Origin of the sequence: Micromonospora sp. DT44 (assembly GCF_049841635.1) — a bacterium.
Taxonomy (GTDB): domain Bacteria; phylum Actinomycetota; class Actinomycetes; order Mycobacteriales; family Micromonosporaceae; genus Micromonospora.
Window position 1 is genome coordinate 226,535 of record NZ_JBNCKS010000002.1, and the last position, 10,875, is coordinate 237,409.

9 protein-coding genes are annotated in these 10,875 nt (G+C 74.1%); 5 read left to right on the plus strand and 4 right to left on the minus strand.

What is annotated here, in order from left to right; translation table 11 throughout:
• Complete coding sequence (locus ACLQ25_RS02440) at positions 1 to 975, minus strand: alpha/beta fold hydrolase (protein WP_425728614.1); 975 nt, start codon at positions 973 to 975, stop codon at positions 1 to 3.
• A 70-nt stretch (positions 976 to 1,045) separates the two neighbouring features.
• Entirely contained in the window at positions 1,046 to 3,043 is a 1,998-nt protein-coding gene (locus ACLQ25_RS02445; protein ID WP_425728643.1) for a hypothetical protein, read from the minus strand.
• A gap of 1,578 nt (positions 3,044 to 4,621) precedes the next feature.
• Between ACLQ25_RS02445 and ACLQ25_RS02450 the strand changes: the two genes are divergently transcribed.
• Complete coding sequence (locus ACLQ25_RS02450; RefSeq protein WP_425728616.1) at positions 4,622 to 5,260, plus strand: TetR/AcrR family transcriptional regulator; 639 nt, start codon at positions 4,622 to 4,624, stop codon at positions 5,258 to 5,260.
• A 61-nt stretch (positions 5,261 to 5,321) separates the two neighbouring features.
• Entirely contained in the window at positions 5,322 to 5,549 is a 228-nt protein-coding gene (locus tag ACLQ25_RS02455) for a DUF3107 domain-containing protein (protein ID WP_030329796.1), read from the plus strand.
• Between the two features lie 81 nt (positions 5,550 to 5,630).
• On the opposite strand, the gene ACLQ25_RS02460 is transcribed toward ACLQ25_RS02455, so the two are convergent.
• Entirely contained in the window at positions 5,631 to 6,272 is a 642-nt protein-coding gene (locus tag ACLQ25_RS02460) for a ferritin-like fold-containing protein (protein WP_425728618.1), read from the minus strand.
• 265 nt (positions 6,273 to 6,537) lie between these two features.
• Here ACLQ25_RS02460 and ACLQ25_RS02465 point away from each other — a divergent pair, with 265 nt between their 5' ends.
• Together ACLQ25_RS02465 and ACLQ25_RS02470 are read left to right on the plus strand one after the other, a co-directional pair.
• Positions 6,538 to 8,277 carry a DEAD/DEAH box helicase gene (locus tag ACLQ25_RS02465; protein ID WP_425728620.1) on the plus strand — a complete coding sequence of 580 codons (1,740 nt, stop codon included), beginning with the start codon at positions 6,538 to 6,540 and terminating at the stop codon, positions 8,275 to 8,277.
• A 91-nt stretch (positions 8,278 to 8,368) separates the two neighbouring features.
• Positions 8,369 to 9,523: a class I SAM-dependent methyltransferase gene (locus ACLQ25_RS02470; protein ID WP_425728622.1), complete on the plus strand. Its 1,155-nt coding sequence runs from the start codon at positions 8,369 to 8,371 to the stop codon at positions 9,521 to 9,523.
• A gap of 40 nt (positions 9,524 to 9,563) precedes the next feature.
• Here ACLQ25_RS02470 and ACLQ25_RS02475 read toward each other — a convergent pair whose 3' ends face one another.
• Complete coding sequence (locus ACLQ25_RS02475; protein ID WP_425728624.1) at positions 9,564 to 10,004, minus strand: hypothetical protein; 441 nt, start codon at positions 10,002 to 10,004, stop codon at positions 9,564 to 9,566.
• Between the two features lie 238 nt (positions 10,005 to 10,242).
• Here ACLQ25_RS02475 and ACLQ25_RS02480 point away from each other — a divergent pair, with 238 nt between their 5' ends.
• Entirely contained in the window at positions 10,243 to 10,659 is a 417-nt protein-coding gene (locus tag ACLQ25_RS02480; RefSeq protein ID WP_355053372.1) for a helix-turn-helix domain-containing protein, read from the plus strand.
• The last annotated feature ends 216 nt before the right edge of the window (positions 10,660 to 10,875 follow it).

Consider the following 10,875-nt stretch of genomic DNA (forward strand, 5'->3'; position numbering starts at 1 on the left):
TCAGCCTGCCAGATCGGACGGCCGGACGGTCTCCCCCTTTTCGGTGAGCAGACCCACCACCGCGCGGGCGACGAGCCGGGGCACCTCCAGCTGCGCCACGTGGCCGACCCCGTCGAGCATCAACAGGCGGCTGTCCGGGATGACCCGGGCGGTCTGCGGCGCGACCCGGACGTCTACCAACCTGTCCTGCCGGCCCGCCACCACGAGCGTCGGCGCGCGGACCGCCCCGGCGAGCCGCCACAGCGAGCCCGACCCCGGCAGGTACGCCCGCAGGAAGCTGGAGACCAGGCCCCGGAACGTCCGGACGTACGCGGCCGCGTAGTGCGCCGCCTCGTACCGCACCCGGATCTCCTCCAGCGCCTCCTCCCGCCGCTGCAGACAGATGCGGCTCAGGTCGGCCACACACGCCTCGAGCACCTGCTCGGCCATGACCTCCGGGGCGAGCTGGGTCAACCGCCGGGCGACCAGCCGCTCACCCCCCGGAATCGCCAGCACCGGCAGCATCCGGCCCTGCAACGACCGTCGGAAGTCCAGGAACGGCAGCGCCGGAGAGATCAGGGTGAGGGTGCGGACCAGGTCCGGCCGCAGCCCCGCCACCTGGACCGAGACCGCGCCGCCCAGCGAGTTGCCCAACAGGTGGACCGGCCCCCGACCGGAGTGCTCGATCCACCTGATGACCAGGTCGGCGAAGGCCGGGATCGTGTAGCGCCGTCCCGGCTCGCTGCGGCCGAACCCGGGCAGGTCGATGGCCTGGCCGTCCAACCGGTCGGTGAGCAGCCCGGCCAGGTCGGTCCAATTCTGCGACGAGCCGCCGAGCCCGTGCACGAACAGCGCCGGCTCCGCGTCCGCCCTCGTCGCGGGGGTGTCCCGCACGTACGTGACCTGACCGTCGAGGCGCACCTCCCGGCCCGGCCACGGTGGCGGCACACCTGCGTCGGGAAGGAGGTGGTCCGGCCAGAGGGTGGCACGCTTCATCCCTCCAGTCTGCCTCGCACCATCCAGGGCCTGTTTCATAAGGACGGTCCAGTTCTTTGGAACAGGCCCCTTAGGACAGCAGTGCCTCCAGCCGGCGGTTGACCGCCGCCAGCGTGGCTCGGACCACCGCCTGCCGCGGATCGCCGGCCACCAGAGCCGAGCCGGCGAGCTGCTCGACCCAGCCGTCGCAGACCAGCAGCACCACCACGGTCGCCACCTCGCAGTTGCCGAACGGCACCACCGCCGCGTGCTCGACGAAGCAGCGGCCACGCTCGGCATTCTCGGTGCCGCGCAGCAGCTCGTCGACGGCCGCGGCGGCGGCCACCGCGCAGAGCCGCAGCACGTAACCGTCCACCGCCGGCCCGGTCGCGTACCCGGCTGCGGTGCCGTCGCCGGCGAGCAGCCGTACCTCCACGTTGGCGTCCAGGCCGAAGGTGCTGACCTGCACGTGGTCGATGACCACGCGCGGCCCCGGCGCGCCGCCGGTGTCCAGCGGGCGCGACGGCGCCGACTCCGTCGTGGTCACCTGACCACCGGAGTACGACGTTCCGAGCGTCGCCGGGCTGCCGGTGGCTCCGCCGGCGGGCACACCCGAGACCGAGCCGGGCTCCTCGACCGTGGCGCGGCCCCGGTGCGGGGCGCCCGTCCGCCGCCGGAGCGCGCTGTCCGGGCCGGTCCGCTGCTCGGGGCTCGTCGAGGCGGCCGCCGCCGGACCGCCGCCCTCGGCGATACGCGCTTCCGCGCCGTTGTTGCGTGGTTCGGCGGGACGGGCCTCGGCGGGTCGCGCGTTGGCGGGCTTCGCGCCACCCGACCGGGACTCGGCAGATCGCGGCTCGGTGGCCCGGCGGCGTACCGGTGGGGACGGCGTCGTGGGCAGGCCGGGCACGTTCTGCGGTGCGGCGGCGAGGCCCATCCGTTCCTGGAGCAGCCGGGCGACCTGCCGGCTCACCTCGGCCGGATCCGCGCCGTCGGCCAGGTCCAGCCGAAGGCTGTGCGCACCCGCCGGGGTACGACGCAGCGCCGCGTCCCGGACACCGGCCACCTCCCGGACGGCGTCCAGGATGGCGTTGACATCGAATCCCTCGGGACGTTCCCGCAACGGAGCGGGCTCGTCGTCACGGCGCAGGTGGGTGGCGATGCGCGCGAGTTCGGGGGTTTCGGCGGGTGGTTCCACGGCTGGCGGCTCCGGCACAACGGGCACGTCCGGTTGCGCGGGGACGCGCTGCGGCAGTACCGCCGGCGTGTCGGGCCGTCGACCGCTGGCCGCGGCGTCGGCCGGCGACGCCGGTTCCGGGGCGGATCGGCGGGCCGCGTAGGAAGGGGCGGACGCGGATGGCCGGTCGTGTCGTCCCGACCCGGCGGTGGCCGAGGCCGGACCGGTTGCCGTCGGGGCGCTGGGGACCGGCCCGACGGTCGATGGGTCGGGTGGCTCGGGGCTCGCCGGCCGGAGCCGGAACGGCCCGGTCGGTCGGACCGGCTTGGGCGCCTCGCCCGCGTCGCTCCCACGAGCAGTGCTCGCCGGCCGGCTGGCCGGCCAGGACGGACGATCGCCCGGCGAGGCCGCCGGGATGCGTCCCTCGGACCAGTCCGGTCGTTCGGCGGCCGCGTTCGCCACGGGTGTCGGCGAGTTTCCCGCCCAGGACGGACGCCCGGCCGCCGGACGGACGGGCGTCGCCGGTGGCGGCGTGCTCTGCGACGGCGCATCCACCACCGTCGCCGGTGGGCCGGCGGGCGCCGGTGGCGGGTCGACCGGCGCCGACGGGTCCACCGGCGCGGGGCCGGCCCACGTCGGGCGCGCGGGCGTGCCGTCGGAGGCCTGAGCACCGGCCCAGGACGGGCGGGACGCCCCGAAGCTGGTCGGGGCCGGGTCCGACTCGCCGGACCAGGAGGGGCGCGGCGGCGGGAGGGCCGATGCCGGACCGGCCCAGGACGGACGGTCAGTAGCCGGCGGGCCGCTGGTCGGCTCCACGTGAGCGGCGCTGGTCGGCACCGGACCGCCGCCCCAGGACGGACGCTCGGTAGCCGGCGGGCCGCTGGTCGGCTCCACGTGAGCGGCGCTGGTCGGCACGGGACCGCCACCCCAGGACGGACGCTCGGCAGCCGGCGGGCCGCTGGTCGGCGCGGGACCCCCGGCCCACGACGGACGCTCGGCAGCCGCCGACGCGGCGGGCGCAGGCGCACCGGGCCCGCTGGTCGGGGTGAGGTCCGAGGCATTCGCACGGGATGGCGGGTCGGTCGGCACGCTGCTCGATATCGGCGCGGCCCAGGACGGACGAGGCGCGGCGGGCGTACCGGCCGGCTCGGACGTCGGCCCGCCGGCCCAGGACGGGCGCTCGGTCGCCTCGGAGCGGGGGGCCTCCGGCGGCACGCTGGTTGGGGTCGTGGCCGGACGTTCGCCGGCCCAGGACGGGCGCGAGGGCCGGCCGCGATCGGAGGCCGCCTCCGCCTCGGTGGCGATGTCGTAGGCGCGGGGGGGCTCGGCGGCCAGTGGCTCGTACGGACGCGTCGGCTCGGCCCGCACCGGCTCGTACGGCACGCTGGGCTCGGCGACCCAACCCGGCGCGGACTCGTCCCGCGTCGGTTGGTCGGACGGTTCGCCGTCCTGACGGGACCAGGGTGGCGCCCACCCGCTGCCCCAGCTCGGGCGGTTCCAGCTGGGCCCGGACCAGTCCGGCTCGACGGAGGAGGGCTCGCCCACGCGCCGGGTGTCGGCGGCGGGGCGTTCCGGCTCGGACTCGTCGCCGCGTCCCGACCCGGCCGACGGCTCCGACGCGAGCGCTTCCCGGCGGGCGCGCGACCCGGCCTCCCGGTCGTCGACGGTCGAGCGGTCGCCGGTCGGCGCGTGGAGTCCGGGTGGCACCTCGAAGCCCGAGGCCGCCGTGCCGACGGGCGGCACCTGGATGGGCGCGGTGCCGGGAACACCGGGTTCGGCCCAGCGGGCGTCACGCGGCGTGGTGGGGTCGGCGGTCAGGTGCCGGGCACTACCGCTGCCGGCCTCCCCCGATCCCTGGTCGGCGGGGGGCGCGGGGCGCTGGGCGGGCACCGCCAGGCGGCCGGCGCCCAGGTCGGGCCGGTCTTCGGGGGTCCGTCCGGGTGGCGCGCTGACCGGTGTCTGGCGACCGGACGACGCACCCACGCCGTTGATCTCGGCGTCCCCGTGGTTGGCGTCGTCGACCACGCCGTCACCCTCGGCCTCGGCCTGGTGGACGCCGTTCGTGTGGTGGCCGTTGACCCGGGCCGGCCACTCGGCGGCGCCGGGCAGCCCGGGCAGAGGCGCGGGCAGGTCACCGTGCCTCGTCGAGGTGGTGCGCCAGCCGGACGCGGGGTCGGACTGCCATCGTGGCGCCTGCTCCCCGGCCGCTTCGCTCTCGCCGGACGGTGACCACCCGCCCGTCGAGGGCGCCCACCCGTTGCCGGAACGACCCGGGTCGTCGTGCTGACCCGCTCCGTCACCGTGCTCTCCCGGGGTGGCGGCTCCGGGTTGCCCTGTTTCACTCACCGCGCGCTCCTTGGTCGCCCTCGCTGAGGCTACCGTGTGGGGAGAGTGGCGATAAGTTACAGCGGCGGGCCAATTCCACGACGCGGTCGGGGGCCGCCCCGGTCTGGGGGGAAAATGGCGGCTCGTACGAAGAACTCGGAGGATCCCATGACGGCTGTGGGGAACGGCGCACAGACCGCTGGCAGGCCCACGCGCCTGCCCCGCTCCGCGCGTCGTAAGCAGCTGCTCGCGGCGGCCCAGGAGGTGTTCGTCGCGCAGGGCTACCACGCTGCGGCGATGGACGACATCGCCGAGCGGGCCGGGGTCTCCAAGCCGGTGCTCTACCAACACTTCCCCGGGAAGATGGACCTCTACCTGGCGCTGTTGGACACCCACTGTGACGCCATCGTCGCTCAGGTGCAGGAGGCGATGCGGGGCACCAGCGACAACAAGGAGCGGGTCGGCGCGTCGGTCCGCGCGTACTTCGACTTCGTGGATCACGAGAGCGAGGCGTTCCGCCTCGTCTTCGAGTCGGACCTGCGTAACGACCCGGCGGTACGGCAGCGGGTCGAGCGGGTCGAGCAGGGCTGCATCGCGGCGATCACCGACACCATCATCTCCGACACGGGCGTGAGCCGGTCGCACGCCGAGTTGCTCGCCTCCGGGCTGGTCGGCGCGGCGGAGACGGCCGCGCAGTTCTGGCTGGCCGGCGGCCGACAGGTGCCGAAGGCCGAGGCCGAGGCACTGGTCGCGGCGCTGTCGTGGCGGGGCATCGCGAGCTTCCCGCTGCAAGGTGAGTCAGCCTGACCGTCACCCCCGTGATCGGATAGCCTTCCCAGGGCGGTTATCGCCCAGTTGAGGAGGCACAGTGGAGGTCAAGATCGGCGTGCAGTACGCGCCGCGCGAGCTGGTTCTGGACAGCGCGCAGTCGCCGGCCGAGATCGAGCAGATCGTGACCGACGCCTTCGCCGGTAACGGCGGCACGCTCTCCCTGACCGACGAGAAGGGCCGGCGGGTCATCGTTCCGGTCGAGAAGGTCGCCTACGTCGAGATCGCCGAGGCGTCCCCCCGAGCGGTCGGTTTCACCGTCCGCTGACCGGTCCGGCCGTCGCGGCAGGTCGGCGTCGCGCCACCTGCCGCGGGCCGGTACCGCGTGAACGCGCCCGACCTGTGGCGCTCAGTTGTTCAGTCCGACGGCGGCCATCCGCGCGGTGTGCGCGGCGGTGAGCCGCGCGAAGAGCTCCGGCACGTCGATCCGCTCGGCCTGCGTGATCAGTACGGTGAGCGCGGCGCGTTCGGCGGCGACGCGGCCGGCTTGGGACAGTGCCTCGCCGACCAGTCGCCGGGCCCACATGGAGAGCCGGCCGGCCACCCGTGGGTCGTCGGCGACGGCCAGCCGGATCTCGGCGGCGGCGAATTCCGCGTACCGGGAGTCGTGCAGCACGTCGAGCACCAGCGCCCGGTCGGGTCCGTCCAGCGCGTGGCCGATCTCCCGGATGAAGTCGTCGGTGATGGCGTCGCCCACGTACGCCTTGGTGACGACCTCGGCCCAGTCCCGCGGCTCGGTGGAGTCGTGGTACGCCTGCAACGGCCGCACGTAGGGCGCCATCGCCTCCTCCGGCGGCACACCGAGCGCGGCGAGCCGGTCGGCGAGCCGGCGGTAGTTGTCGATCTCGGCCGCGGCCATCTGGTTCAGCTCGACGCGGCGGCGCAGGTCCGGCGCGAGTCGCGCGTCGGCGGCCATGCGTTCGAAGGCGAGCAGTTCGCCGAAGGCGACCAAGCCGAGCAGGTCGGGGACGGCGGAACCGGCGGTGAACACGAGCGCAGGCTACTGCGTGTGATGCAGTTCACATTCAGTCCCCCCGCGTGGCGGCTGGCCGACCGGGAATCGGGACGTGAGCTTGCCTGTTCGGGTAGCATAGAGCAGTTGCCGTGGGCGCCGATCTGATCGAAGTCCAGCCTGCGGTGCGCGTGCGGCCCGGTCCGGCTCGGCAGTCTGCCCCCGACCGTGTGGCCCGCGTCATACCGACCGCGCCCTGAGGACATGACGGGGCGCACCCACGAGAGGGCACCCCCACATCCACATGAGCGAGCTGACTCAAGATCTGATGGACGGCCAGGAACTGGCCCCCACCGCCCCGGTCCGACCGGAGGCACCCACCTTCGCCGCCCTCGGCGCCCGCGACGAGACCGTCGAGGCGCTGGCCGCGGCCGGCATCACCCGCGCGTTCGCCATCCAGGAGTACGCGATCCCGATCGCGCTGCGCGGCGTCGACCTCATCGGCCAGGCGCCCACCGGCACCGGCAAGACCCTCGGCTTCGGCGTACCACTGCTGGACCGGGTCTTCGCGCCGGGCGAGGGCAGCGACGGCGTCCCCCAGGCGCTGGTCGTCGTCCCCACCCGTGAGCTGGGCATCCAGGTCGCCAAGGATCTGGCCGCCGCCGGCCGGACGCGCGGCGTCCGGGTGCTGCCGATCTACGGCGGCGTGGCGTACGAGCCGCAGATCGACGCGCTGCGCAAGGGCGTCGAGATCCTCGTCGGCACGCCGGGTCGACTGATGGACCTGCAGAAGCAGAAGCACCTCCGCCTCGACCGGGTACGCGCGCTCGTCCTTGACGAGGCCGACCGCATGCTCGACCTGGGCTTCCTCGACGACGTCGAGAAGATCCTGGCGATGCTTCCGGAAGACCGGCAGACGATGCTCTTCTCGGCGACCATGCCGGACCCGATCGTCACCCTGTCCCGGCGCTTCCTGCGCCAGCCGATGACGATCCACGCCGGGCACACCGCCGAGACCGGGCCGTCGCCGCAGACCCAGCAACTGGTCTACCGCACCCACTCGATGAACAAGGTCGAGGTGGTGGCGCGCATCCTCCAGGCCGAGGGTCGTGGGCTGACCATGATCTTCACCCGCACCAAGCGGGCCGCCGACCGGGTCGCCGAGGATCTCGACTTCCGCGGGTTCGCGGTCGCCGCGGTGCACGGTGACCTCGGCCAGGGCGCCCGGGAGCGGGCCCTGCGGGCCTTCCGCGCCGGCAAGATCGACATCCTGGTCGCCACCGACGTCGCGGCCCGGGGCCTGGACGTCACCGGCGTCACCCACGTCATCAACTACGACTGCCCGGAAGACCAGGACACCTACACCCACCGCATCGGTCGTACCGGTCGGGCCGGAGCGACCGGCGTCGCGGTGACCTTCGTCGACTGGGACGACATGCCGCGCTGGCGGATCATCGACAAGACCCTCGGTCTGGAGATGCCCGAGCCGCCGGAGACGTACCACACATCCCCGCACCTCTACACCGACCTGCTCATCTCGACCGAGGTCAGCGGCACGCTGCCCACGGCCGAGCGGACCCGCGCCGGTCTGTCCGCCGAGATCGAGGAAGACCTCGGCGGCACCACCCGCTCCCGCCGGGGCGACAGCGGTGGCCGGGGCGGCCGGCGCGGTGAGAGTCGTGGCGAGGGCCGGGGCGAGGGCCGGGGCGAGCGCCGTGGTCGGGGCGACGGTCGCCGCGACCGCACCGACGCCGGCACGCCGGCCGCCGAAGCACCTGCGGAAGCCGCTGGCGACGAGGCCACCCGCACCCCGCGCCGCCGGCGTCGCCGCCGGGCCGGCGAGGCGGTGACCGGTGAGCCGACCGCGGTGATCGCGGCCGGCGAGGCGGTGACCGGTGAGCCGACCGCGGTGATCGCGGCCGACACGGCGCCCGCCGAGTCCGTCGACGCCGCCGAGGGCGAGGCCGCCAAGCCGCGCCGCCGCCGACGCCGTCGTGGTGGCGGTTCCGGCGAGGGTACGCCGGCCGAGGCGACCGCGGACTGACGCAGCGAGATCCATCCGACATCCCCCGCACCGCCTCGCGCGGTGCGGGGGATGTTCCCTTCTTCCCACCCCACCTGCCGAAGATGGAACGATGCCGCAACCACTGGACGCTGCCCTGACCGAGGTTCGGGCGCTGCTGCTCGACCCCGCGCTGACCCGGGCGGTCGCCGCCGGACGCCGTCGGGGCCGTCGCCCCACAGTCGAGCGGGCCGAACTGCGGCCGGTGACGCTCAAGGCCGGGCCCCGACTTCAGGTCACCACCTCCGACGGCGTACGCCCGTACACCCGCAATGTCGCTCCCGGTCCCGAGGCCGACGCGGCGGTCGACGAGCTCCTGGCCGAGCCCTTCGGCAACTGGCACGTGGAGACCGCCGACGCGACCCTCCAGCTCCGGGTGACCAAGTCCGGCGAGGCGCAGGTACACCGAGCGGCGACGGCCCGACCGGCGACGACACCGGCTGGGAACGACCGGGCGAAGGAGTATCTGCTCGATCCCGGCGACCCGATCTTCGCCGAGATCGGCGGCTCGGCGGCGAAACGACGTCAGGTCGACGCGTTCCTGCGGGCCCTGGCCGCGACCCTGCCCGACGACCTGACCGGTCCGCTGCGGGTGGTCGACCTCGGCTGCGGCAACGCCTACCTGACCTTCGCCTCCTACCGCTACCTGACGGGCCGGGGGCTCGATGTCGATCTGGTCGGCGTGGACGTCCGGGAGGACCAGCGCCGGCGCAACACCGAGCTGGCGCAGCGACTGGGCTGGGCCGACAAGGTCAGCTTCGTCGCCGGCACGATCGCCGAGGCCGTCGTCGAACCCGCCCCGGACCTGGTGCTGGCGCTGCACGCCTGCGACACCGCCACCGACGAGGCGCTGGCCCGCGCGGTGCGCTGGCAGGCCCGCTGGGTACTCGCCGCGCCCTGCTGTCACCACGACCTCGCCAAGCAGCTGCGCGCGCAGCCCACCCCGGCGCCGTACGAGTTGCTGACCCGGCAGGGCATCCTGCGCGAGCGCTTCGCCGACGTGCTCACCGACGCGCTGCGCGCCGGGTTGCTGCGGACGCACGGTTACCGGGCCGAGGTGGTGGAGTTCGTCGACTCCCAGCACACCCCCCGCAACCTGCTGATCCGCGCCCGCCACACCGGTGTCGCCGACCCACGGCACACGGAGTACCGCGAGCTGGTCGACCAGTGGCAGGTCACGCCCCCGCTGGAGGTCCTCCTGGCCGGCGATACGGGGTCCGCCAACTAGGGTCCTGGACCGGCCGCAGGCCGGGGACTTCGCAGAGGCCTCAGCGTCGGCGGTCGGCGTTGCTGCCCCGGTCCCGGCTGCCGGAACGGTCGAAGACCGCCACCCGGTCCCCGCCGTTGCGCGTCGAGCGGTCGTCGTCCACCGGGCTGCTCGGGAAGGGCACCACCTTCCCCGAACTCTCGGCGTTGCCGGCGGCCGTGAACGCGTTCCAGGAGATGTCGACGAGCAGCTTCTTCGTCTCGGCGTGCCGGACGGCCGCGTTCTGCTGTAGCGCCATCCGGGCGCCCAGCACCACGGCGACCAGCGTGGTGGTGATCGCGCCGGTGGCGGCCAGCACGTGGGCACCGGTCGCCGCGTCGGTGCGGAGCACCAGGACCAGCAACCAGGCCCAGAACCCGGCGGCGAAGACGCCGGCCTTGACGACGAAGAAGAGGCTCACCGCACCAGGCTGGTACGGCTGCGGACGGCGCGGTTCGGCCATGGTGCTCCTCGGCGGTGGTCCGGACGAACGCGGCAGGCGCGCGTGCGCCATGCCGGGACGGGCACCGAGCTTAGTAGAAGAACGATGATGATCGCTCGGTACCGGTCCGAATACTGCCCGAGGTGGAGTCTCATCCGTGGGACAGTTTGTGCGGTCAGTCAGTGGTTTCCGATCCTCGGCGTACTACGCTCGGAGGCGCATCTTCCCAGTGCTCGGCCGGGAGGGAAAGACATACCGGATGGGTTCCGCAGACGTAACACCGCAGATGGCGTTCGCCCGCTTCGTCCGGCGGGCCATTGACGACGCCCGCGAAGAGCGCGGGTGGACCGTGACCGATCTCGCCGCGCACACGGGCGTGGGCCGCTCGACCGTGTTCCGTTGGCTCGCCGGTGACTGGCAGGACTATCCGGAACTGGCGAAGGTACGCGGCTTCTGTGCCGCCCTGGATCTGCCGGTGGCCGCCGCGTTCCGGGCCCTCGGACTGCCCGACGCGGGCCCGACGCCCCGACGCCGCAGCGACGACGGCCCGGTCGACGCCGACGTCCGCGCCATCCTGGACCGGCTGGCCGACCCCACCGTTCCAGCCGAGGAGAAGCACCACATCCGCGACCTCCTTCGCTACCTGGCCCGTCGCCCCACCCGCCGAGCCGGCTAACCCCCACCCCCCACCCCCCACCCCCCGATCCCCGCGTTGATCATGAAGTTATTGCCACGACACGCCGATGCGAGTGGCAATAACTTCATGATCAACGCAGTGAGGGCGGGGTCGGGCCGGGGGCCGGGAAGGGGCCCGGGGGTTAGTCCTTGTCGCCTCTGGCGAGGTGGCCCGTTCCGGGCTGAAAATCGTGTTGGTCGCTCGCTGACGTCGTTG

What these genes read in the sequence shown, in the direction of transcription:
- ACLQ25_RS02440 (WP_425728614.1), bottom strand. Translation starts at nt 975, where the DNA reads ATGAAGCGTGCCACCCTCTGGCCGGACCACCTCCTTCCCGACGCAGGT.
- ACLQ25_RS02450 (WP_425728616.1), top strand. Translation starts at nt 4,622, where the DNA reads ATGACGGCTGTGGGGAACGGCGCACAGACCGCTGGCAGGCCCACGCGC.
- ACLQ25_RS02465 (WP_425728620.1), top strand. Translation starts at nt 6,538, where the DNA reads ATGAGCGAGCTGACTCAAGATCTGATGGACGGCCAGGAACTGGCCCCC.
- ACLQ25_RS02470 (WP_425728622.1), top strand. Translation starts at nt 8,369, where the DNA reads ATGCCGCAACCACTGGACGCTGCCCTGACCGAGGTTCGGGCGCTGCTG.
- ACLQ25_RS02475 (WP_425728624.1), bottom strand. Translation starts at nt 10,004, where the DNA reads ATGGCCGAACCGCGCCGTCCGCAGCCGTACCAGCCTGGTGCGGTGAGC.
- ACLQ25_RS02480 (WP_355053372.1), top strand. Translation starts at nt 10,243, where the DNA reads ATGGGTTCCGCAGACGTAACACCGCAGATGGCGTTCGCCCGCTTCGTC.